This is a genomic window from Ignisphaera sp. (assembly GCA_038831005.1).
In the GTDB taxonomy this organism is placed as follows: domain Archaea; phylum Thermoproteota; class Thermoprotei_A; order Sulfolobales; family Ignisphaeraceae; genus Ignisphaera.
The window spans coordinates 1-24,184 of the sequence record JAWBKZ010000005.1 but is presented as its reverse complement, the minus strand read 5'-3'; the positions used below and the strand labels follow the sequence as shown (position 1 = coordinate 24,184).

General features: G+C 35.9%; 25 protein-coding genes and 1 pseudogene. 19 read left to right on the top strand and 7 right to left on the bottom strand.

All coding sequences use genetic code 11. The features are described 5' to 3' along the window. The 4 genes from acsC (at window position 1) to QXK50_06515 (ending at window position 5,062) form a co-directional block, all read left to right on the top strand. Complete coding sequence (gene acsC / locus QXK50_06530) at window positions 1–1,440, top strand: acetyl-CoA decarbonylase/synthase complex subunit gamma (protein ID MEM2008806.1); 1,440 nt, start codon at window positions 1–3, stop codon at window positions 1,438–1,440. A 72-nt stretch (window positions 1,441–1,512) separates the two neighbouring features. Beyond that, a complete protein-coding gene (locus QXK50_06525) occupies window positions 1,513–3,360 on the top strand; it encodes an ASKHA domain-containing protein (protein MEM2008805.1) in 1,848 nt (615 codons plus the stop codon). 42 nt (window positions 3,361–3,402) lie between these two features. After that, window positions 3,403–4,179, top strand: a complete 777-nt coding sequence (locus tag QXK50_06520; protein MEM2008804.1) for an AAA family ATPase — start codon at window positions 3,403–3,405, stop codon at window positions 4,177–4,179. 121 nt (window positions 4,180–4,300) lie between these two features. Continuing rightward, entirely contained in the window at window positions 4,301–5,062 is a 762-nt protein-coding gene (locus QXK50_06515) for a hypothetical protein (GenBank protein MEM2008803.1), read from the top strand. A gap of 57 nt (window positions 5,063–5,119) precedes the next feature. On the opposite strand, the gene QXK50_06510 is transcribed toward QXK50_06515, so the two are convergent. Together QXK50_06510 and QXK50_06505 are read right to left on the bottom strand one after the other, a co-directional pair. Further along, window positions 5,120–6,190, bottom strand: a complete 1,071-nt coding sequence (locus QXK50_06510; GenBank protein MEM2008802.1) for a DRTGG domain-containing protein — start codon at window positions 6,188–6,190, stop codon at window positions 5,120–5,122. 3 nt (window positions 6,191–6,193) lie between these two features. Further along, complete coding sequence (locus QXK50_06505; GenBank protein ID MEM2008801.1) at window positions 6,194–8,305, bottom strand: acetate--CoA ligase; 2,112 nt, start codon at window positions 8,303–8,305, stop codon at window positions 6,194–6,196. Window positions 8,306–8,430: 125 nt separating this feature from the next. On the opposite strand from QXK50_06505, the gene QXK50_06500 reads away from it, so the two are divergent. After that, complete coding sequence (locus tag QXK50_06500; GenBank protein ID MEM2008800.1) at window positions 8,431–9,075, top strand: adenylate kinase; 645 nt, start codon at window positions 8,431–8,433, stop codon at window positions 9,073–9,075. A gap of 18 nt (window positions 9,076–9,093) precedes the next feature. On the opposite strand, the gene fae is transcribed toward QXK50_06500, so the two are convergent. After that, the gene (gene fae / locus QXK50_06495) at window positions 9,094–9,603 is read right to left on the bottom strand and encodes a formaldehyde-activating enzyme (GenBank protein MEM2008799.1); all 510 of its coding nucleotides are present in this window, start codon (window positions 9,601–9,603) and stop codon (window positions 9,094–9,096) included. Window positions 9,604–9,745: 142 nt separating this feature from the next. Between fae and QXK50_06490 the strand changes: the two genes are divergently transcribed. From QXK50_06490 to QXK50_06470, 5 genes are all read left to right on the top strand, one after another. Continuing rightward, window positions 9,746–10,156: an Sjogren's syndrome/scleroderma autoantigen 1 family protein gene (locus QXK50_06490; protein ID MEM2008798.1), complete on the top strand. Its 411-nt coding sequence runs from the start codon at window positions 9,746–9,748 to the stop codon at window positions 10,154–10,156. A 153-nt stretch (window positions 10,157–10,309) separates the two neighbouring features. Beyond that, a complete protein-coding gene (locus QXK50_06485) occupies window positions 10,310–12,016 on the top strand; it encodes a hypothetical protein (protein MEM2008797.1) in 1,707 nt (568 codons plus the stop codon). Window positions 12,017–12,020: 4 nt separating this feature from the next. After that, window positions 12,021–13,574, top strand: a complete 1,554-nt coding sequence (locus tag QXK50_06480; protein MEM2008796.1) for a hypothetical protein — start codon at window positions 12,021–12,023, stop codon at window positions 13,572–13,574. Beyond that, complete coding sequence (locus QXK50_06475) at window positions 13,559–13,966, top strand: hypothetical protein (protein ID MEM2008795.1); 408 nt, start codon at window positions 13,559–13,561, stop codon at window positions 13,964–13,966. The genes QXK50_06480 and QXK50_06475 overlap by 16 nt, the downstream gene beginning before the upstream one ends. After that, a complete protein-coding gene (locus QXK50_06470; protein ID MEM2008794.1) occupies window positions 13,963–14,646 on the top strand; it encodes an ABC transporter ATP-binding protein in 684 nt (227 codons plus the stop codon). The genes QXK50_06475 and QXK50_06470 overlap by 4 nt, the downstream gene beginning before the upstream one ends. A gap of 10 nt (window positions 14,647–14,656) precedes the next feature. Here QXK50_06470 and QXK50_06465 read toward each other — a convergent pair whose 3' ends face one another. Continuing rightward, window positions 14,657–15,385: a nucleotidyltransferase family protein gene (locus QXK50_06465; GenBank protein ID MEM2008793.1), complete on the bottom strand. Its 729-nt coding sequence runs from the start codon at window positions 15,383–15,385 to the stop codon at window positions 14,657–14,659. A 107-nt stretch (window positions 15,386–15,492) separates the two neighbouring features. Here QXK50_06465 and QXK50_06460 point away from each other — a divergent pair, with 107 nt between their 5' ends. Then, window positions 15,493–15,771 (top strand): hypothetical protein, encoded by a 279-nt coding sequence (locus tag QXK50_06460; protein ID MEM2008792.1) that lies wholly within the window; start codon window positions 15,493–15,495, stop codon window positions 15,769–15,771. 26 nt (window positions 15,772–15,797) lie between these two features. On the opposite strand, the gene QXK50_06455 is transcribed toward QXK50_06460, so the two are convergent. Beyond that, window positions 15,798–16,871 carry a glycosyltransferase family 2 protein gene (locus QXK50_06455; GenBank protein ID MEM2008791.1) on the bottom strand — a complete coding sequence of 358 codons (1,074 nt, stop codon included), beginning with the start codon at window positions 16,869–16,871 and terminating at the stop codon, window positions 15,798–15,800. Window positions 16,872–17,089: 218 nt separating this feature from the next. Here QXK50_06455 and QXK50_06450 point away from each other — a divergent pair, with 218 nt between their 5' ends. Continuing rightward, the gene (locus QXK50_06450; GenBank protein ID MEM2008790.1) at window positions 17,090–17,803 is read left to right on the top strand and encodes an endonuclease III; all 714 of its coding nucleotides are present in this window, start codon (window positions 17,090–17,092) and stop codon (window positions 17,801–17,803) included. A 278-nt stretch (window positions 17,804–18,081) separates the two neighbouring features. On the opposite strand, the gene QXK50_06445 is transcribed toward QXK50_06450, so the two are convergent. Beyond that, a complete protein-coding gene (locus tag QXK50_06445; GenBank protein ID MEM2008789.1) occupies window positions 18,082–18,549 on the bottom strand; it encodes a methyltransferase domain-containing protein in 468 nt (155 codons plus the stop codon). Window positions 18,550–18,853: 304 nt separating this feature from the next. Here QXK50_06445 and QXK50_06440 point away from each other — a divergent pair, with 304 nt between their 5' ends. The 4 genes and pseudogenes from QXK50_06440 (at window position 18,854) to QXK50_06425 (ending at window position 20,875) form a co-directional block, all read left to right on the top strand. Continuing rightward, window positions 18,854–19,012, top strand: a complete 159-nt coding sequence (locus QXK50_06440) for a hypothetical protein (GenBank protein ID MEM2008788.1) — start codon at window positions 18,854–18,856, stop codon at window positions 19,010–19,012. 876 nt (window positions 19,013–19,888) lie between these two features. Next, window positions 19,889–20,128 (top strand): annotated as a pseudogene (locus QXK50_06435) (NAD-dependent epimerase/dehydratase family protein). 156 nt (window positions 20,129–20,284) lie between these two features. After that, window positions 20,285–20,473: a hypothetical protein gene (locus QXK50_06430; GenBank protein MEM2008787.1), complete on the top strand. Its 189-nt coding sequence runs from the start codon at window positions 20,285–20,287 to the stop codon at window positions 20,471–20,473. A 264-nt stretch (window positions 20,474–20,737) separates the two neighbouring features. Beyond that, window positions 20,738–20,875, top strand: coding sequence for a hypothetical protein (locus QXK50_06425; protein MEM2008786.1), 138 nt, complete (start codon window positions 20,738–20,740; stop codon window positions 20,873–20,875). A gap of 83 nt (window positions 20,876–20,958) precedes the next feature. On the opposite strand, the gene QXK50_06420 is transcribed toward QXK50_06425, so the two are convergent. Then, window positions 20,959–21,642, bottom strand: a complete 684-nt coding sequence (locus QXK50_06420; protein ID MEM2008785.1) for a zinc ribbon domain-containing protein — start codon at window positions 21,640–21,642, stop codon at window positions 20,959–20,961. Between the two features lie 99 nt (window positions 21,643–21,741). Here QXK50_06420 and QXK50_06415 point away from each other — a divergent pair, with 99 nt between their 5' ends. From QXK50_06415 to QXK50_06405, 3 genes are all read left to right on the top strand, one after another. Beyond that, complete coding sequence (locus QXK50_06415; protein ID MEM2008784.1) at window positions 21,742–21,966, top strand: VapB-type antitoxin; 225 nt, start codon at window positions 21,742–21,744, stop codon at window positions 21,964–21,966. Further along, window positions 21,953–22,351 carry a type II toxin-antitoxin system VapC family toxin gene (locus QXK50_06410; GenBank protein ID MEM2008783.1) on the top strand — a complete coding sequence of 133 codons (399 nt, stop codon included), beginning with the start codon at window positions 21,953–21,955 and terminating at the stop codon, window positions 22,349–22,351. Before QXK50_06415 ends, QXK50_06410 begins: the two co-directional genes overlap by 14 nt. A 937-nt stretch (window positions 22,352–23,288) precedes the next feature. Further along, window positions 23,289–23,531: a nucleotidyltransferase domain-containing protein gene (locus QXK50_06405; protein MEM2008782.1), complete on the top strand. Its 243-nt coding sequence runs from the start codon at window positions 23,289–23,291 to the stop codon at window positions 23,529–23,531. Window positions 23,532–24,184 lie beyond the last annotated feature (653 nt).

Genomic DNA, 24,184 nt, shown 5'->3' with positions numbered 1-24,184 from the left:
ATGCCTTGGCAACCACCAACACCTATTCAGATCTATCAGTTGTTGCCTAAAACGAACTGTGGAAAGTGTGGAGAGCTGAATTGTATGGCTTTTGCTGTTAAACTTGTTAACTTCGAAACACTACTAGAGCAATGTCCACCTTTATTTGAGGACAGTAGATATAAAGAGGATCTTCAGAAGCTGAGGATGATGCTTTCTCCACCAGTTAAGGAGATTGTGTTAAAAAGTCCTAAGAAGACTGTAAAGATAGGTGGTGAATATGTTCTTCATAGGCATGAGCTAAGGTATATAAATCCCACCGCTATAGCTATAGATGTAGATGATTCTATGGATAGAGATATTATACTTCAAAGAATTGAAAAAATTGAGAAGTTCGAGTACGAATATGTTGGACAGAGACTTCGTCTTGATCTTATAGCAATAAGATCTGTATCAAATGACTATAAACAGTATGCGAAGACAGTTCAATTAGTTGCTGAAAATACCACATATCCATTAATTCTATGTTCTGTTAATCCATCTATTATAGAGGCAGGACTAAATGTATTGCCTCAAGAACATAGGCCATTGATATACGCTGCAACAAAAGATAACTGGAGAGAAATGGCAGAAATTGCGAGAAGATTCGATGTACCTCTTGCTGTATCGAGTCCTGGAGATCTAGAAATGCTAGTCTCCATAGCTAAAACACTTAGTGAAGAACTTGGTGTAAACGATCTAGCTCTAGATCCTGGAACATTCATAGGAGTGGGAGGATTATCGTATACAATTAAAGCATATACATGGCTAAGATATAAAGCAGTACAAGATCTATGGAAGTATGCTGGATATCCACTCATAAGTACACCTATATCTGTTTGGAGCTTAGATGAAGGCGATATTATGGATAAGATGTGGTGGGAAGCAATACTAGGAACTATGTTGATGACTAGATATGCAGATCTTTTGATTATGCATTCAATAGAAGGTTGGGTACTATTACCATTAGTTATATGGAGATTCCAACTATATACAGATCCAAGAAAGCCTGTAGCTGTTCCATCAGGTGTTAGAGAAGTAGGTAAGCCTAATGAATTCTCTCCTGTTATCGTTACATCAAATTACGCTCTTACCTACAGTATTGTTCTGAGTGATTTAGAAAAGGCTAAGATTAATGCTTGGCTTGTTGTTATAGATACTGAAGGGCTTGCCGTTGATGTAGCTGTAGCAGGTAGAAAATTCACAGGTGAAAAAGTAGCTGAAGTGATAAGAGCCTCTAATCTCGATAAAAAGATTAAACACAAGATACTAATTATACCTGGTAAAGCTGCTAGAGTTTCTGGAGACATAGAAGATTCAACTGGATGGCGAGTAATTGTAGGACCCATGGATTCTAGTGAGCTAGGCAAGTTTATTGAAAAAGAATTCACAGAAAGCAAAATACAGGAGCTTTCAACTTAATAAAATGTTTACAAATGTTTATAATGATTTATCTATCTCATGGTTGTTCTTCTGAAAATTGGGTGAAGTTCGATAACTAAAGAGAATTATGCTAAAGTAATATTTCCACAATACAATGTAGCTGCAACTGTAACTAAAGGAATAACGATATTAGAGATAGCCCAAAAATTGGGTATAGGCATCAGAAGTGTTTGCGGTGGTAAAGGATTTTGCGGTAAATGCAAGGTTCTTATAAAGGGAAAAGTAGATCACAGGCTAACCGACAAAACATTGATTTCTGAAGAAGAGCAGGCCAAGGGATACGTCTTAGCTTGTTTAGCTAAAATCATAGAAGATGTAGAAGTATTTGTGCCTCCTGAAAGTCAGTTTAGAAAAGCTAAGCTTCTTTCATCTGTATTGTTACCTAAACTAATCGTGAACCCCATCATATCTAGATCAATCATATCTGAATATACAGATATCGTTAAACTTGCAACATTTTACAAATTTGACGAAGAACTAAGAAAGAAAGCAGAATCATTACTAGACATCAATGGCAAGGCCATTGTCATCATCAACCCCATACATAATGTTGTTATAGATGTTAAAACAGAAGACCATATTTACGGTATAGCTGTAGATATAGGTACAACAAAAGTTGTTGTAGCGCTAATAGATATAGCTCAGGGAAAGGTTATCGACGTAGAATCAGAATTCAATAAACAGATTATGTATGGAGAAGACCTTGTATCACGAATATCGTATGCTATTGATAAGGAGGGTTTGAGAGAACTCAAAACAACCGTTATAGAGACTATAAACGGACTAATAGATAGTTTATGCAAGAAACACAAGATAGATAATAGAGAACTCTACCACATTTCAGTAGCAGGAAATACTGTCATGACCTACCTTTTTGTGGGTTTAGATCCATACCCATTAATACGCTCTTTTAAAACCCCAGTTAAAATAGACCCTAAACCATATATATTAAAGGCCTCAGATCTCGAGCTGAATACCAATAGAGATGCTATTGTTTATGTTCTACCATGTAGCGGTAGATTCTTAGGAGGAGATGTTATCGGTGATATTGTTACTGCAGGTCTTCATCTAATTGATGAACCAGCACTTTTAATTGATATTGGGACTAATACTGAGGTTGTTATAGGGTGTAAGAACTGGTTCTTAGCAACAACAGCACCAGCTGGACCTGCATTTGAAGGATGGGGATTGAAATGCGGTGTTAGAGCAATTCAGGGAGCTATCGAGAGTGTACAAATAGATCCACAAACATTAAAAGCAAGATACTCAGTCATAGGAAACGTGAAACCTATAGGTATATGTGGTTCAGGATATATAGATCTAGTTGCACAACTTTTCATACATGGCGTTATAGATCGACAAGGTAAGTTCTATAAAGATATAGAATCACCGTATATCAGAAAGGGTAGTGATGGTTATGAATACATTGTGGTTAGTGGTGATGAATCTGCTACCGGAAGAGATATAGTCATTACGGAGAAAGATATATACAATATTATAGATGCAAAATCCTCTGTATGCGCAGCTATAGCAATATTGTTGAAAAGAATGTACCTAGATGTATATAAGATTACCCGTGTCTTCATATGTGGCGCTTTTGGAAGATACCTCAATATTGATAGTGCTGTAGCCATAGGCATGATACCTGAATTTCTTAAAGCAGAAGTAATCTATATAGGTAATGGATCTCTAGGTGGAGCAATAATGACAACTGTATCTAGAGAGTACATTAATTATGTTGAAAAAGTAGCAAAAAATATTGCTACGATAGAGCTCATGCTTGATCCCAACTTTATGGAAGAATATGAATCAGGATTCATACTTCCTGGAAAACAAGAACTTTTTCCAACATGGTGGAAAAAGAGTTTAGGAATAAAACCTTGGAAACTAGAGAAATAATAAACTAAAACATTAGTATAGTGATTAACTAAGTGTGATACGATGCGTAGACCCTTCATAGCATCAATCTCAGGTAAAGGAGGAACTGGAAAAACTACTCTAACAGCACTTCTACTTAAGGTGTTAATAGATAACGCTACAGACGACACAATACTCGTAGTAGATGCAGATCCTGCTACAAACTTGCCCGAGGTTCTTGGCGTTAATATCAACAAAACTATTGGTGATATTGTTGAAGAATTTAGAAAGAAAAGCAATAACATATCTGATTTGGGTTTCGAAAAATCATCTCTACTCCAATATTGGATACTTAGAGATTCACTAACTGAAACACCCCACTTTGACTTAATAGCTATGGGTAGAGGTGAAGGAGAAGGCTGTTATTGTTATGTTAATTCAATTCTTACAAGAATCCTTGTAGAGTTAATGAAGAATTATAGTGTTGTCTTAATGGATATGGAAGCTGGTTTAGAACATCTAAGTAGAAGAGTTGATAGATATGTTAATACCCTCATAGTTGTTGTAGATCCTTCCATTATGAGTATAAAAACTGCTGAAAGAATTATAACGATAGCAAAAGAGGTAAACATAAAGCCTGAAAAACTCTTTCTTGTTGGTAATAGAATGTCCGAAAATACGGTCCGTGAGGTAGCAAGGTATGCCTCTCAGTTGGGTTATGAATATGCAGGAACAATACCTAATGATGATGTCATATACACTTATAACCTAGAGGGGAAATCTCTATTGACGCTTCCTCAGAATACCAAAGCTATCCAGGCCACAAGAATTATCGCTAAAAACATAGGTCTCATAGATTAAACCTCTCATCAAAATTCTAGTAATAATATTTTAATATTCTAATGCAGTATTAATATACATTAAACAAAACATTAGTAAAATTTATATAGCAATTCTTTTGAATATGTAAATGGTGGTAAAGTTGAAAATATTGCACGAGTTTGTTCCTACAAGAAAATTTTTACAAATGGCTGAAGAGACTAAGGACCTAGTTGATGGATGGAATATAACTGATAGTGCTGCTGGTATACCTGCACCTAGTGGAACAGCTGTTGGATGTGTGTTAAAGGTTAAATACCCAGAGAAAATAGTGATACCTATCTTCATATTAAATTACAAAGGTCCTGTTGAAATTGGTGCTTTAGCTCTTGCTGCTGATGCTGTTGGACTCGACGGTCTTGTGCTTACATTTGGTGACGAACCCAAATATGGAGAACCTTTAGCAGCTAGATACTGGAAAAATTCAGAAGACTGTCGAGATTTCTTGAAAAAAGAAATAAAGCTGAAACGCGTTAAGCTTGGTTGCCTGTTGTCTCCAAAACCTTGGAGAGATAGATATGGAGTAAAGCAATTTGGTGTTGATGACATGATTAATAGAGTTAAAACTGGATGGGATTTTGCATTCTTCATGAGATTAGACGACACTACGCTACCATTGCTTGAACAAATTTCATTTGAGATAAAGAAACTCAATGTACCTTTATACACATACTTCTTGATAAAGACTCCACGTAATGCTGAAATTCTTGCACGAATAGGGTGGACCCCCACAACATCTCTTGAAAATGCTTTAACATTTGCTGAAAAACTTGAAGGACTAGTCGAGGGTTTAATAGCTACATGTGCAGGTGATTATCAAGGTGATTTAGAGCTTCTAAAACAATTAAGTAGGCTCAGAAAGTGAAAAATAGGTTAAATGAAATAAACTAGATTATGTGTTCAATGCTCTAGGTCTAATACATTACTCTAAAAGTTTTTTCCAATCAACCTCTTTATCTATTGTCGATACTATATCATTCTCTTTAGCTTTTAGTGAATCAGCTGTAACTATCGACTGAACTTCACGCAATTTTTCAATTGTTGTATAAGTATCATAAGGAACAAGCAGTAAAGGTACATTAACCTCCTTGGCCTTAATCAACACTCCGACATCAGGGTACAAATTACCTGTGAGTATTACAACACTAGGTCTTGTCTCTAAAGCTGCTATAATTAGATCTGTTCTATCTCCTCCAGTAATTATTGCTGCATTTATGGCTCTTCTGAACCATCTTAAAGCTGCTGTGGGAGCCATGGCTCCAACAATAATGTCTTCAACGATATTGTTAAGTCTATCCTCATTTTCAAGCACTTCGGCATTCAGTGCTTCAGCTACATCTCTAACTGTTGGTGCTAAGAGTCTAGGTTTCTCCGATATAACTCCGTATACCTTCATACCTAGATTCTCGACTACTGGTACCAATAAATCATTCACTCTTTCTACATGGTATACCGGAACATTATTGAATATAACGCCATCTAAAGCTACACCATATCGTTCAAAGAAACATTTGTAGAGATATACCCTGTCTACAACTTCATCAATAATATCTCTATCCTTAGCTACAGCCACATATACGGATTTTACATTCAGCAGTTTGGCTATTTCTGGTAAAGGTAATCCTATACTAGACATGGTCTCCGTTACAGGATAACTTTCTATAACTACAACATCCTTTCCTTCACTTACCTTATTGAAACAATCTATGATTAGTCTCTTTAAGTTATCTATATCCTTTTTTAATTCTATGATACCACGCGATATTGTTAGAGGGCTCATGCATTCTACTGGATCTTTAAGACCGAGAGCTTCTTTAATTGCTAAGACGTCTGGATCAATGTATTTCATTGATGGAAGTCTATACCGAGCTCTAGCGATAGGCTTAAAGTATCCAACCTTTAATCCCTCTTGAGAAAATCTCTTTAAAAGTCCATATATAACTACTGTTTTACCTCTTTCGCCCAAGATTAGTATAGATTTAGCCGTATCCATCACCTATTCTATAACCATCTTAACATCTATAGCCATACTTCCAGCTCCTTCTTCATATACGAATAGGGGATTAATATCCATTTCTACTATCTCTGGTACATCTGTAACAAGCTTGCTTACTCTCAACAGTATATTTATCACAGATGCTATGTCTGCGGCCTGTTCTCCTCTAAATCCTTTTAGAAGAGTATAAGCCTTGGTTTCCATAATCATCTCTTTAGCTTCGTAGAGAGATAATGGTGCTAATCTAAATGATACATCCTTGAATAGTTCTGTATATATTCCACCGAGACCAAACATAACTATTTGGCCAAACACCGGGTCTTTTGTAGAACCTATTATAACCTCTTTGCCTTTTGGAACCATCTTTTGTACAACAACACCGTATATTGATGATTGTGGTGAAAATCTTCGTACGTTGAATATAATAGATCTGAATGCTTCTCTAACATCATTGTCAGATCTTACATTCATTACAACACCACCAATATCAGATTTATGGGTTATATCCGGGGAAGCTATCTTGAGTACCACGGGATATCCCATAATGTTGGCTATTTCTACAGCTTCATCTTCGGAGGTAGCTAACATTGTTGGAGCAACAGGCATACCATAACATTTAACTACTTCTTTTGCTTCTGACTCTAATAACACTTTTCTATTCTGATTTCTAATGCTTTCTATTATTGAAAGTACCTTCTTTCTATCTACGTCATATATGTTCACATGCTCTAATGTCTTTAATATATATTCTCTTAACTCTCTATACATGCTCAGACCATAAATTGCTATAACGCCTTTTTCAGGCATATCATACACAGGTATGTTATTCTCGATAAGCATCTTGGATGCTTTTTCGACTTTATCACCACCAATAAATACCGCTACTACTGGCTTAGAAGGATACAACTTACTTAGCTCTATAATCACCTTAGCTGTTTCCTCAGGTTCTGTAACTACCTGTGGCGTCAATATTGTTATTAATCCATCTACATTATGATCCTTAAGAAGAGCTTCTATAGCAAGTCTATACCTATCAGCTTGTGCATCACCGAGCACATCAACAGGATTGTATACAGATGCCATAGGTGGTAGACTGTTACGTAGATAGTCTATAGTTTGTTTGGATAAAGAAGCCAACTTTAATCCTTTCGATGTTAGGATATCTGATGTAACTACCCCACCACCACCAGCATTTGTCACAATACCTATTCTATCTCCATTGGGTATCGGTTGGGTACTGAATGCTATAGCCATATCGAATAATTCTGAAACTGTTGTAACATGTATTATGCCTGCTTTCTTTAATGCTACTTTTAATGCTGTTATTCCTCCAGCCATAGAGCCTGTGTGACTTAAAGCAGCTTTTGCACCAGCTTCTGTTGTACCTCCTTTAAGGAGAATTACCGGTTTCTTTCTAGATACACTAGCACCTATGCTTACGAATCTCCTGCCATCAGTTATGGATTCAAGATACAGCAGAATGACCTTGGTCTCAGGGTCTTCACCTAAGTACTCTATGAAATCAGATTCGTTTAGATCTGCTTTATTGCCTAAGCTAACTATTTTTGAAAATCCTATACCGGTTTTCAAAGACCAATCAAGTATTGCTGAAAGTAGTGCACCGCTTTGCGATATAAATGCTATTCCTCCTCTTCTTAAAGGAGTAGGTCCAAATGAAGCATTAATGGGGGTATAGAGATCCATAATGCCTAGACAGTTAGGGCCGACAATTCTCACGCCATACTTTTTAGCTATTTCTACTAACTTTTTCTCTCTTTCAATACCCTCACCTCCTACTTCTTTAAATCCAGCTGTAATAATGACAGCGTGCTTAACACCCTTCTTGCCACATTCCTCTAAGGTACTTAATGCCACATGAGCTGGTACTACTACTACTGCTAGATCTATATCGCCTGGAATTTCTGAGACAGATTTATATACATCCAGACCAAGTATTTTGTCTGCTTTTGGATTTACTGGATATATTTTTCCCTTATATCCGCTCTCAATTATATTTTTCAGTATAGCATGTCCAACTTTTCCAGGCTCTCTCGAGGCACCAATTATTGCTACTGATTTAGGCTTAAATAAATACTCTAAACTCTTGTCCATATTGCTTAAACCCTTAACGTCATTTCTCGAAAAAAGTTTAAAAATATTTGTAGTTAATGTGCATGATTGTGAATAAGAATTATAATATACAAACGTGATACTATATATCGGTTAGGTGAAAATGATTGAAACTAGTTTTCATAGGTCCTCCAGGTATAGGTAAAGGTACATACGCTAAGATGCTGAGACAGAAATACGGAATTCCACATATATCAACTGGAGATATCTTTCGAGAAGAGATAGCCAAAGCAACAGATCTAGGTTTAAAGATTAAGCAGTATGTTGAAAAAGGATTACTGGTTCCCGATGAAATTGTGATAGAAGTTATTAAAAAAGTTCTTCAAGGTCCTGAATGTAGAAATGGATTTATACTTGATGGATTTCCTAGAACAATTAAACAAGCAGAAGAACTAGATAAAATAGTATCAATAGATGCTGTATTTCTATTTGAAGCGCCAGTAGAGATTATTGTAGAAAGGGTATCGGGAAGACTTATATGCCCTAATTGTGGTGCTATCTATAACGTTAAATGGAAACCTCCTAAAGTTCCTGGAATATGTGATGTTTGTGGACACCAATTAATAAAGAGAAAGGATGATGAACCAGAAGTAGTTAGAACTAGATACCAAGTATATAAACAAACTTTTGAACCTGTAATAGATTACTATCGTCGTAAAAACTTGTTGATAGAAATTGATGCTTCACGTGATGCAGAAATTGTTGTGAAAGATATTGAGGAAGTACTTAAAAAGATGAATATAACGATGTAGTTCTATTTATTGAAGTAATTATCTAGGTCTATAGAATGGGTGTTCAACTTTATCCTTTTTATCAAGTATTTCGTCTATCTTTGGCTCTCCTAACATTGCTCTCTTTATAGCTATCTTTGTTGCCTCATAATTATATCTATACACTTTATCCTTATCTTTAGCCGCAGGATGTATGAAGACCCCACAGATTATAACAACATCATCTACGATGTCTTTAGGTATAATTCCTTCAGCCACACTATCTGCTACAGCTTTAGCTACAGCATATTGTGCTGGACCAAATATTAGTTCTGCTTGAAACATATTTCTTATGGTTACCTTAGGAACTAGTAGTGTAACTGGCTTCACAAGCAGATTTGGTGTTAAGACTGCAAAGAGTTTCGTATGACCATAGGTTTGATGGGCCAAGCCAAATGATAATCCTATACCTGCAGGTCCATCTTTATCACCAATTATTAAATCGATGTGAGCTACCTCATTACCTTCACCTACTAGTGCCTCACCAAACCTTATACCTATTTTACCCATATGTCTACCCCCATATACTATAGGTTATGTTCTCGGTATATATTTCTTTGTGTCATTATTCTAGGGTTAATGCAGCAGATGTCTTTATATTCTAATTAACGGGAAGTACAAATTGTTGAATCACTCGCCATGGGTATGAAGAATGGTGAGCGATATTGATAGAGATACTGTAGTGAAACGTTCAGTAGAATTAATGCGTAGTGGTGCTATACTATTAGCTGAAGTATGTCCCCTATGTAGGTCGCCTTTGTTTAAACTTCGTAGTGGTGAAATAATGTGTCCTATACATGGAAGAGTTATGGTAGTTAAAACCGAGGAAGAAGTAGCAGAAGCTAGTGTAATAGGTGTTTTAACTGAATTAGAGAAGAAAATATCAAATCTATTAATTAATCGTGTTAAGAAGATTAGTGAAGATGAAGCCTCATATGATGAGGCTCGCGATATTGTTATGTGGCTCGAAGCAATTGAAAGAATTGAAAGAATTAAACAAATGCTTAAGCAGGTACCAGAACAACGTAAGAGAGAAACAGAAGAGAAGCGTGAAGAACAATAAACATACATTCTACATACTAAGTAGCAGACTTTGATTAAGTTGATAATAGAATACATAATTTTATGGTCACATTAACACCAATTAATAAGGTCGTGAAGTACATTTATATTCTAGTAATTTGGGTTTGTCTTCAGAAAGATTATGGCGATTAATATGAAGAAAGGCATCTTGGTTGGACTCTTTATAGGACTTTTGCTAGGATTCATTGATAGTTATACATATGCTATTTCGGGCTATACGACATCAGAAATATCTTTAATTATTGTGCCTTTTCTCGTAATGGCTATATTTAAGATTATTGACGTTAGGTATAGTAGCTACGATCTTATCACAGCTATAGCTCTGGCTTTTGGTATCTGTATGACAACCACACTATCATCTGGAATGTATATAACGTTTGGTTTTCTAAGACATGTATCGAATAGATTGAACGCTTATGGAATGGATATAGCCATACCAGAATATATATTTAGTGGCTCTTTTCCGGATCTCGTAGCACTACCTACATATATAGCTTTGGCTCTCATATCATTTGGTGGAGCATTAATAGCTTTTGCATTCAGGAATCATTTCATAGAAAAAGAAAGACTTAAGTACCCGATTGGATTGGCTTCGGCAATCTTGATTAAACTTCTGCAGAAGAGTTCAATATCCATTAAAATTGTTGTTACTCTCATTATCCTAGGTTTTTCATTACAGTTTATAGCCATGAGGATGAACCTAGTATTGGATCTTACACCTATAGTCTCAACAGTGGCTCCCGGTGCTGTTTTAGCATTATCATTTTGGCCCATACTTATCGGTCTTCTAGTCTTAATTCCCTTATATCCGTTAAAGAGTATTTCTATGGGCTCTGTTTCTACGTATTTACTTTTAATTCCTTTATCTATTGCTTTATTTAGTGTAAAAACAGCGCCTGCCATAAGCTATGAAGAAGCTCTCTACAATTATTCACCAATATCTATAGGATTGAATATAGGTGTGGTGCTAATAGTCACATTATTTTACCTCATCATTTACAGTACGACTCTCTACATGAGCCTGAACATGATCTTGAAAATGAGAATGGAAGGAACAGCCTTCATCCTAGGTGTCGCAATGATTTTGCTGATGTTATACCTCGCTCTAGTAATTGGTGGTATCTCTACCATTCTTATACATACACTTCCTCTGATCTTCATCCATATTCTTTTAACTTTAGCTAATCTTCGGGTTGTAGGTGAAACAGGTACTGGATCTCAAGCACTTTTACCTCTTGTAACTTTCTATATGTATTTCTTTGGTTTTAGAGATATTAAGATATACGCTACTCTAGATCCGTATACAGGTATACCTATGCCTCAAGTAATTGGTGGTGCCTCATTGAATCTTCTAAGACTTGCTAGACTCTTTAAGTATAGTGTTGTGAAGGCTTTGCTATATTTTGGTATAGGTATATTTGTAGGAAGTTTCACGACATATATCTACGGCAATATAATGACACATGTATATGGATTTGAATCAGATTATATGCCTTTGACAAGATGGATACCTTGTGTAATATGGATGGCATCTATATATAGCGGAAAACTAGGATCAACCTCCATATCTGTAATTGTCCTAGGTGCTTTTATAGGTTTACTGATTGTTATTGCGGGACTTAGGAAGGTTCTTTCTCCCTTTGGGTTTGTTGTGGGTATGACTATGCCTCCAGATATCGGGGTGCTTTCACTAGTTGTTTATGCAATAAAGATGTTGATGGTGAGGCTGGGTGTAGAGGTTCATGAAAAAATGATAATATTCGCTATACTGTTCCTATTAGGATGCGGAATAGCTGTAATTTTCAACACTATTTTGTATCTAGTAGTCGGTGTAGGGTAAAGATATGAATCAAAGCCTATTAGTGCTCTTACCTCCTTTGACCCTTTTTGCTATATCTTTATTTATTATTGCAAAGAAGTATCAAGGTTTTGTTGAAGAAGATCACTTAGGAGAAATAAGACTAGTTTCTCCAACATTGAAACTTGTTAAAAATATTGTTAAAAAGTCTTTTATCTCAATCGAGATGCTATTGATATTCTTGACGCTATATGTTTCAGCATTCAATTCATCATATGCTACAACCTTCAGTTTCTCTTCATATTCACTAAATATAGAACCCAATTTTAGTCTATTAACTGTATCTGATACAATAGTACCTTCAGATATTCTCGACAAAATCGGACATAAGTATGTAGCTGTAGTCCAAGTTTTTACACCACTTCAAATTGATGGAAAAGATTTTTATTCACTTCTAACTAGATGTGACATTGATTACTATCCAAATAATGAACTCCTCACAATACTTTTAGAGTATTGTGTAAATGAAGGTACAGTATTAATTGATAGAAACTCTGAAGTGTCAGAGAAATCTATTATTAAACTTCTAGGTAGATATAATATCACTATTGCTAAGGCTAGCATGACTCCTTTGACCGACATAGAGCTTATACCAGGTGTATACGTAGTTCACAGCATAGGAACTATAGGTGGTTTAAGCCTTAAGATTGAAGATCCAGAAAAACTTATAATAATGCCTTTTACGAGGAGTGTTATCGAAAACATATGTCCAAGATACTGTAGTTTGAAAACCATTATAATAGGTTTTGATGACTACAACCTCTATAGAGACATTTTTGATGACCTTGTCACAGAATTTAACTATGTAGTTCTTAAAGAGCCTACTCAGTTTGGAGTTAAGGTTTACAGTAGAACTTATGTTCCAACAGTTAAGTCAATTATAAGCCTAGTTATATCTTTCATGATATCAGTAATAATGGTATATGCTGTTAGCGGAGGTTTAGTAGAGAAATTAATCGATATGGGTCACACCCTTTTTATTGAGGGAATCACAAAAGAGCTCTTCATAGCCATAGCAACTCTAGGTATATTGTTGACAGTAACATCGATGATCTTCCCCATACTAGTAGTATCTTCTTTAGGAATACTAAAGAGTTTGGCTATAGTTACCTACCTTATCTCATCTATAGCATCCACCTACATTATAACATCACAACTATCTAGTAGAATAGGAAAATACAAACCACAAAGTATTTCTAGCACCTTTAGCTATATTGTTGATAAATATGTGCCAAATGATGTACTGGTAGAGTGCCTTAAATCTTTCTTGATTGACGATGATTTCTTTAATATAGATGAAATAGAAAGCGTAGTTGAAGAGAACTACTACATGATCAGGATAGAGCTTATATATAGAAGAGCTCTAACTACAGTATCATCAGTAGAGATATATGTTGAGAGAATAGACCACGGAGTAAAGTATACAACTATTGTCGATGTATGGAGCATTGAGGATCTCACCACCAGAACCTTATCGTCAATCCAACGTTTAGCACTCTCTAAGGCTGTGGGTGGTGTTATTAGTTGTATAGAGAGATAGCTTTTAAATCAATAAAACTCTCGCTAATGGGGCGGGGAAGCATTTATACTATGTTCTTCAGTATTGCATCATTAATGTATCTTTTTGTTTACAGAGCTCCTGAGATATTTACATCAATGGTCGTATTATCCATAATAATGATTTTAGCCTCTTATCTAGCTGATAAAAAGATTGTTAAACAGTTCGTAATTACATTAATTCTATCGGGTGCAAAGAGGATTGCTGTAATCTTCTGTCTATTTGTTTATCTATTAGTTCGTATAATTATTATTTCGGTTTCATATTCTCTATTTATAACCAGTTTCACTCTTACATATATAGTTATGGTTTTGGTACATCTAGTAAATACAATCTTAGTAGCCGAAGTCATATACAAGGTGATTAGAAGATGAAGCGTATTGTTGTTATTGCAAAAAATGTATGGAAGTACTATACAATTGAAGGTAAAAATATTGCTGTACTGAGAAACATCAACCTCTATGTTTATAGAGGGGAAATAGTCTGTATACATGGACCTAGTGGTGCCGGTAAAACTACGCTCCTCAAAATTCTTGCCGGTTTAGAGAAACCGGATCAAGGAGAAGTAATAGTAGACGGCTATAATCTATCTATGTTAGACGAAGATGGTTTAGCGGCCCTTAGATCTAATGTAATTAGCTATATTCCTCAAGACTATGGTCTTATAGATGAGTTTAACGTGTACGAAAATATGGAGATCCCATTAGCGATAGCGGGCTTGAGCGAATACGAGAGACAGTCCAGAATATTGAGCTTGCTAGAGTACATGGGTTTAAAGGGAAAAGAAAACACTAAAGTTAAGCTTCTTAGTGGCGGGGAAAAACAAAGAGTGGCAATAGCTAGAGCTCTAACAGTTACTCCTTCTCTCCTTTTGGCTGACGAACCTACTGCTAATCTTGATTGGGATAATGCTAAGAGAGTTCTCGAATTAATGAATAGAATAAGCAAAGATTTTGAAACATCTATAGTAATTGTATCACATGATCCAAGAGTACTCGATTTTGCTACACGAAAGTACATACTGTACGATGGTATTTTAAGTGAACTTAAATAAAATGTGACTGCTACATGGCTCGAGCTCTATTAGATCTATCATCTAGACAGATATCCGGGTACATATTCTTGAGAATCTGTGTGACTTCCTCTAGATCCTTAACAGTATCTATGGATTTCCAAAACGCATCTCTATATATGTAGCCTTTTAGAAGTTTCTTACTTGCAAGTAATGGAAATGTAGTTCTTTCGATATCTCCTTTTACCGGTAAATAATCTAGTATTTGTGATTTCATGATGTATATACCAGCATTTATCGTGTGTTCTATTACAGGTTTTTCTACGAATTCTACTACATAATCTTCCTCAACCTTAACTATACCATAAGGACTCCTCATATAAACTAATGCAATAACGGCTAAAGAATTATCTTCAAGTTTTTTAGACATTTCAAGAGGATTTAGATCTGTTATTACATCACCATTAATTATGATGAAAACCTCTTCGTTTTTGAGAATTGGTTCAGCATTCTTAATAGCACCACCAGTACCCAAGGGTTCGTCCTCAACTACATAACTTATACTAACATCGAATTTTTTACCACTCCCAAAATACTCTATCACCTTCTCTTTTGCATATCCTAGGAGAAACACATACTCAGTAATACCATATCTCTTTAGCCACAGAATCTGCCACTCAGCCAACGGTCTTCCACATATTTCCACCATGGATTTGGGTCTATCGTCAGTTAAAGGTCTCAATCTCTTGCCGAAACCACCAGCAAGAATTACCGCTTTCATTAAACTCACCATATAAGCCTATTATATGGCAACTATTTAAATATTCATAGATGAGCTAACGCTGGGTTAACTGATAAATGATGAATTCACGGACCAGGTGACCAGTAATGGAGTCAAAGAGCGTGTGTGTCATTTGTGGTAAACATGTTTCAGATGAAGAAGCCATTAAATGTTCTGTATGTGGAGCCTCTATGCATAAATCATGTGCAAGAGATGAATCTCTGTTAGATTCAGAAGAAAGCCACCTATGTCCTTATGATGCTATGCTGGCAGCACTAGACTGGTTCGATGTTATAGCAACAACATACCTATCTACATTAGATGAGAATCAAAAAACGGATATTTTAAGTAGATTGAAAGCGTATGTAGAACTTTTGTCTAAATAAGTGAAGAAGATATGTAGATTATAGAACTATCTATAGCTTTTCCATATACCTAACTCGCTAAATATGTAGTTAACTGGAAATCCTATAACGATACCTATTGTTTGAGAAATTATGGGGTTTAGAGCAAGTCCGTATTTAATCGATATAGCTGATATATATTGTGCAGCTACTCCAGGCAATACTGCTACGTGAAACAATGAAATCCTTTTCATCATTGAGCCTGTTCTTCTATCCCTAAACGTCCATATCTCATGTAGAAAGAAATTCCATAAAGTACTCACCTCTATAGCTATAATACTTCCTAATACAAATAGTTGTTCAACAACTACATGAGAAACCAAACCCAAGAGCCATAGGGTAACTAGGTTTATAAAGGTACCACTAAGACCAACAAGACCAAATTTAACTGGTCTCCAGTTAGATAACCTTAGCACATGTATAAGAAAATTAGCTATAGTCTTCATACCCAATTTACTTTTTCCATAGACACGAGCCCTAAAGGTATAAGGTACTTCAGCAACCTTTTTAGGATAGCATCTCTCAACAATTTCCAGAAGTATCTTGAAGCCCATGGGGTTTAGCTTATCTCTGTTTCTATCAACAATATCTCTTTTAACCATGAAGAACCCCGACATAGGATCTGATAAGGTTCGAACATTTGGAAGCAGTAGTTTAGCTATTAAGGTCGCGCCTTTCGATATCACTAACCTTGACTTAGACCATCCTTTAACACCTCCTCCAGGTATATATCTAGATGCTGCAATAAGATCATAGTGTCCCTCCTTCAACTTTCTGATGATATCATTTATAACTTCGGGAGGATGCTGTAGATCTGCATCCATAACAACTACATACTCTGTCAGCGAGAAAATAATACCGTCAATAACAGCAGAAGATAAGCCTTTCATATTAATTCTTCTAATGACTACATCATTATTCTTTAGATTTTCTAGCGCTATAGCCCAAGTACCATCAGGACTATTGTCATCAACCATAACCATATCGTAGTGTGTCAATACTACTTTTTCCCTTATCTCTCTCACAAGTATATCTATGTTTTCTCTTTCATTGAATGTTGGTATGACTATTGATAACGACATTGCCTAGTTCACCATCTAGCATGAGTTATTTACATCAATATCTAGCTAACCACTAGAAATATGTATATGTTTTTCTAAAATTAAGTTATTGTATATTAGATATTTCTAGAGCGATATTAATTATTAAGAATATTTATGTGTATCTGCATAAAAACACTAGACAGTATATCCTATGGACTTTGAGATATGTTTTATCTAGCATGTTTTAGGTGAAGCATGTGGCTAGAGAATGTCTATGGAATAAAGATATGGTGAAAAAACTCATATTCAATCTATCTAACATCTATGCTATGGATCTTAATGAATTTGTTGTAAATATTGCTATAAAGTCTAATCAAAATACAGAATTGAACTACTTTGAAATATTAGTGACAATAGTACTAAGTCAAAACACGAGTGATAGAAATGCTATAAGAGCATTTAATGCTTTAAAGAATATGGTTAAAGAAGTAACACCTAAAAATATACTTGCAATAGATGATGGGAGTCTAAAAAACGCTATAAGGGTAGCAGGTTTAGCTAATAGGAAAAGCGATATCCTAAAAAAGTTAGCTTATGTCATAAGTTCTAAACCTGAATTTTTTAGAGAGATTGCTCCCCTTGATGTTGAGGAGGCGAGAAAGATGCTTCTGGAATTACCTGGCATAGGCTTTAAAACAGCAGACGTGTTTCTGCTCTTGGTATTAAAGAAGCCTACATTTCCAATAGACACACATATAAATAGAATCGTGAGAAGACTAGGTATAGCGAATCCTGGAGATGGATACGAGGATATCAGATTAAAGGTAGTTAAGTTCCTAGAAGGTGATGTTGATAGTTTATCAAAATTACATATGTTGTTAATTATGCATGGAAGACGGGTATGCACATCGAGAAATCCTAAATGTTCATTATGTGTAGTATCAAAATTATGTTGTAAAATAATACAATGATTTATAGCTACATTGTTTAATCAGTTATACCGGGTACATCATCTATTCAGCGCTCAGCTAACTCTTCATCCTAGAACTACTTAATAACATTACTAACACATATAGTTTTTAGATCCTTAATATAGTAATCTACATATTGTCTCATTTATCTCCAGATAGGTTTTAGATCTCTTACTAAGCTGATGCATTGTTACCTAGTTAGAATCTTTATTGTAGTTAATCAATGCTTATGGTCTCTAGTGTTTTAGTCTAAAGCTTATTTTAATGTTTAGCTCTATCTAAACTATGTATATGTAAACTCTATAGGTTTTGTTATTTACGTCAATAGCTAGAATGGCTGTAGAGTTCAAATATTCTATACCGTAATCTAGAGCTATTATCATTGTCCCTGGTTTAGCTTCATTTAACATTTTATGCTTTATTCTTTCAATTGATTTAGATGTTAGATATAGGTATATTACTGATGCTCGAGACAGATCAACATTAATTATATCATCGTTAATGAACTCTATTCTATTGCTAACACCCATCTCAACAGTATTCCTTTTAGCAATTTCAATAAGCTTAGTATCTATTTCTACACATACAGCATTAGCTCCACGTCTAGCAGCCTCTATTACTATTCTACCATCACCACAGCCAAGATCATAGACAATATCGCCATAACTCACCGAAGCTATATCCATAACGTAGTCCACTACTTCTTTTGGAGTAGGTACCCAAGGAGAATCTATACTACCATACAATACACCTAAATTTTCCCAAAAATAGGCTAGTTCGCTAATGTCATGTGTCTGTAGATTCGTGTATAACCACCTCTACACATTAAGAAGAGATACTAAATTTAAATTATGACTAGCTCTATACCCACCCTATATATTCGTTAATAAGCTCGATTAAGTCTTTGGACTATTAAACACCTAATACTTCACCATATACTTATAGAGTTATCTACATATCCATAGCATAAGCTTGGATGATTCAAATAACTTTCTATATAAGAGCTGATAAAATCATCTAATCTTATGTCTGGCTAGTTTCTAAAGCTTGTTGCGTCTAATTGACTTAAGGCAAGTTCATAGAAAAATAATTATTGTTCCCTATGATAGAGAGGTTGATACCGTATCAACTCTTGAAACCAGTATAGCATCGATAGGATTAGCAAGTATTGATCTAAATCTTTGGAGAATGCAAAAAGTTTTCAGGTAAAGCTGAAAATGATGTGCAAAAATGGTAATGTTATTGCTAATAACGATTTCTATTATATTACTATAAGGCTAATGGATCCATATGTATATCGTAATTATATATGGTCCTAAACCATGGGGTATGTCTCCATCTCATTCTAGAGAGCCGTATTTGTAGGATTTATTTCATCGTAATGATGAACGATCTTTAAAGAGAGGAAGAATTAGAACCTCTGCTAGATAAACTCAATGTAGATAGAAAGCTAGTATTAACCTAGATCTATTGAATACAGAGTTTGAAGCTAAACGTTATGATCCTTGTTATATGGATTCTAGATGAAAGTTAGAGATGGAGAATCTATGTTCCGAATCTTGGAAAACAGTATTAACGGCTATACCAGTAGAATATAAGACTATGCTTATCACCCCTCTCACCCTGTTCATGCAAAGAATGTAGAGAAAATTGTTAAGACAATGTTTATTGTTGCTAAACACATAGTAGAGTTTAATTATAGTAAAGAATCCAGTGGCTTGGTGCCTAAAGAGCTGGAAAATGATGTAGAAACACTCTATAAACTACTGTTGAGACTAGAGATTTCAACACAATAGATTAAAGCATAACTGAATATTTTAACTTCCTCACTTTCTACTCTCTTTCGAGTGTTTCCTGCTGATTCGGCTAGGAGAAGACTCAATGAACCTGGGATATCTATCATAAGAACTGATGTGAAATAACATGACGATTGCAACAACATTGACATAAGATTCGCACTACAGCTTACGCAAATATTGAGGAATCCATTAGAGAGCATATTAAGCACCTCGAGAGAACAACATCTTGGGTACTGCCAAAGCTGGTATATGTGTGGAAAGAGAAACATAAAGCCTAGTATACCTAAGCTCAGCAACAATCTACAGAGAACCGCTGAAGCTACCCATAGATGAAAGCCACTCAACAAAACCTCTATTGTTCTACAGGTTGAGCAAGCTCCAGGGAGAAGAAGTACTAAAGGTCTTCACATCTACGTACAGCTTAAAGTATATAACCCTAAGGCTATTCAACACGTACGGACCTCGCCAGAAACTCTTCATACGCCAATGTCGTAACGGTCTTCTTAGAGAAGGCCTCAAGGGATGAGCCACTAGTAATCTATGGCGACGGAACTCAGACAGGGGACTTTGTGTATGCTGAGGTGTAGCTGAAGTAATAGTTAGAGAGGAGGTTTTCAACAACGATGTCTACAACGTTGGCTCAGAGAAGCCTACCACAATCAAGGAACTCGCTAGAACCATCATGAAGCTACTGGGTAAAGAGCTACCGATAGTGCACATACCACCAAGACCTAGAGACATAACACACAGCATAGCCGATATCAGTAAGATATCGAGGCTTACTCAATTCAAGCCAACACCAATCGAAGAAGGACTTAAGAAGACCATAAGCCAGCTAAAAACATACAGTACCCCTGAATCCCAGCTCTAGGTTACCCAGAGATCAAGAGAATACTAATAACATCAACTTTCTCACCTCACAAGAGAAAGCTGGCGTAGATACTAGACGACGGAGTTAAACTTCGCATAGAAGTATGCCAAACAGCCCAAATCTACCGAGACCAAACACTAGTTCAGTATGTCTATGGTTAGCAGGATATCAACCATCAAGACATATAGAGAGCAACAGCAACTAGTTATATTGAGGCTGTGACAATGAAGAAGACCAAAGAAGACAATACAGAGTTATACGTGATTGTATTCAAAAAAAAAACTGATCAACGAAGTTACGAATAGCATCAGTAGAGAAGAAGCAATAAACTACATAACAGGGAAAATCCTACCAAACATAAAAGCAGCATTCAAAGAAATAAAGAAATCAGAGATACACTGAAGAAAAGCTCAGAACAAAACTACCAGACCAGCAACTAGAGGCAAACACCTTGAGAAAGACTCTCGCAAAGAGAGGTTTGGGTTTCATGCTGGTTGATGTGATTTGATATCAACCCTTGGCTTCATTGTCCTTGGGGCACCTTTCATCGGTGCCCATGTCATTGGTCTCCACCCGTTCAGGATAACCCCTACCCACAGCTCACCTTCATCTAGCTCTGGTTCATTGCTGTGGGGAAACCCCCACATCTTGGTGTACTTGAGGTAGATGTTTACGGATGCGAGCTTCTGCCTATTCAGTTCGAGACCACACCTCGGGCATTTGAATACCCTGCCCACTCGGGTCTTTACCACGTACCCGCATCGTGGGCAGGTTCGAGAGGTGTTGTGTGGAGAAATCTTAACCATTAGTGCTTTCTCTGAGAGTTTTCTGTGTATTGTTTCCCATGGTGTTCTAGCGTTTCTCTTCCTCCTCTCTTTACTGGTTCTCCCCTTGGCAACCAAGTCTTCCTTCTTGAGGTCTTCAACAACGTGGGCAGCGTTGGGGAGTAAGGTGGTTATCTGCTTAACGAGCTTGTTTATGTAGTCCCTCTCCCTGTTTCTCTCTCGTTTAGCGTACTTCTCGAATAGCTTCTTCTTACCAATTGATTGAGCAGTAGCTTTCTTCTCCTCATAGGTAATCTTCAAACTCTGCAGGTACCTCAGATCAACCTTGATGAACCCTACACCAGGAGAGTAGCTAGGTGCTAAAGACTTTATATCGTAGCTCAAGATTAGTAGACTATATAAGTTTGCTTACTATAGGTCTATCTTTTTGTATATTAGAAATGTTTATATGTTTGTATATGTTTGAGTCTACGTGGTGGGTTTATGTCTAGTGTTGTTAGTGTTCGTGTAAGAGAGGATGTTAAGAGATTTCTAGAGGAGGAGGGTATTGATATAGGTGAAGAGGTTAGGAGATTTCTAGAGGAGCTAGTTCTTAAGATAAGGATTAAGAGATATGTAGAGAAGTGGGTTAAGCTTTTAGAAGATACTACCCCTAGTGAGAAAGGATTCGCAGCTAGATCTGTGAGGGAGGATCGTGAGAGTCATTGACTCATCATCTTTAGCTAAGTTCTTTTCACGTGAAGAGGGGTGGGATAAGGTTAAGGAGCTGATGATAGAGGGTGTTGTTATACTTGATCTAGGTATTAAAGAAGTGGTCAATACTCTATGGAAAAAGGTTCTAAAAAATGAGATGAGCTATGGTATTGCGCAAACAATAATTAAAGATCTTACCGAAGAAAAAGCTATACCTATTATAAACCAAGAAAAATTTATTGCCCAAGCTTTTGCTCTAGCGGTTAACGAAAAGATAACTGTATATGATGCGCTATTCATTGTAGCAGCAAAAGAGCTTAAGATAGAGCTTATAACAAGTGATAGAAAGCAGATGGATGTAGCTTTAAGAAATGGTGTTAAGGTTGTGTTCATAGAGTAAGATAACTGATCAAAGGTCTTTGCATCATCTAAACACATACCCTTGTGAAAATACTTTATGCCATGGTATATCTTAGCAGTATCTCAATAACTCCTAACTCTATCTATAAACAATGTTCTAGACATATACTGTGTAACAATGAAAATACCAGCTACAGGATCCAAGCCTCTTCCCCAAGCTTTTTAACTCCTCAGCACCGGTTTCCACAATACTCTAGCATATTCCTTAATTACCTCAGCAGCGTTTTCTCTCTCCTCTGGTCTCAGCCATCTAAAGACTTAAGAACCTCTCATCATAACGAACTCAAATAACTCTAGCCATAGCTATACCCATCTCGCACTAGAACATTAACAACTATAGACACGAAAAACAGATGCTATACACATTATAAGAAAGATACTTTGATCCTGCAATACCGCTAATGCTTATAAGTAGCGGCTCCCCAGGAGCTGGACTTGAACCTGTACAGAGTTTTTCTTACCAGCTTACTATATACGGTTCACAACTATGCATTGTATTGTTCTACAGATGTAATACATGTTTTGGCGGAATCCGTATTCCCAAGGAGAAAAGTATTAAAAATATTTATAGCTACCAAAAACCATCAATAACCTTAATAACGTGGTTACTTGACTTCAAGAGCGAATCTGATTGTGTTATTAGATCACCGTAAGTATCTTAAAGGTGTACTGGGTATCACGTCATTTGTTTTAGCAAGAATTATGATATTGGTATTTACATTATGATAATTAGTTGGAGTACTGCTGTTATTGTTGTATAAGTAGAGGTTCGAACACTCTATAAATTTATGGTAGAGGTGTTTCAGAAGATTGTCGAAGGAGTTTGAAATCTATATTAGGTATGCTAAAGAGATAAAAGATTTATTTAAGAACCCACAAAACATCTTATTATCTGTTAAAAAGATATTGAGAAAATTGTGCCAAGGGCTAAGATCTATCTCTTTAGCTCAGTAGCCAGAGGTAGATATACATATTTAAGCGATATAGATATACCAACAGTTCTCGAAAACCTCCATAATATAGATGTAGACACTTTAAAGATATATATTAAGAGTAGGTATAGAGGATACCCAATAGAGCTACACATAGTTGATAGACAAACCTTCAAGAAATGCTGCGTGAAGTTCATTAAACCAGAAGAGCTCATAGAGATAACATAGAGTCTAACAACAATCATCAGCTCGCAAACTACTTTTAGCAGTAGAAAACTAACAGAGTATTACTAATAATGCTACAAAGATTGCCATATCCTTCGCATTCTTTTGATCTTTAACCTACGCCGGAATGACATAAATAAAAACCCAAATCGGTATGGTAAGTTAAGCAACCCCAATAGCTCTATCACCATAAAAATACTGGTCTTAATTCTACCTAGTTAAACTCTATGTAGGTGTATAGGAATTAAAATCGATACACAAATATAGATAACAAATAATGGTATATCTGTATACTGAGTACTGATACATTAATCCATCTATTTACAATTACTGCATATTCCATAGAGATGCTCTTTTCGTTTCCCTAGATATACCAGATTTCTCTGTGGATATATCGATATTCTCTTATTTGAATCAGGTTTCTGACTTTATAATGGATAGAGAGATACATTTCATAGATTTACCAGTTTATTACCTAGGATCTTCAGTAATGTTTGATGCTTATAGAAGTAGGAATTTATTTCATGTATTTTCTACCACAATAGAGGTGTGTAGAGAATTAGAGGAAAAATTAAAATTTTTATAGTATAGAATTGTTGGTAAACAGTGAGCACGAGATTATTGATAACAAGATCTCTATAGTTTAGTGGGGAGAT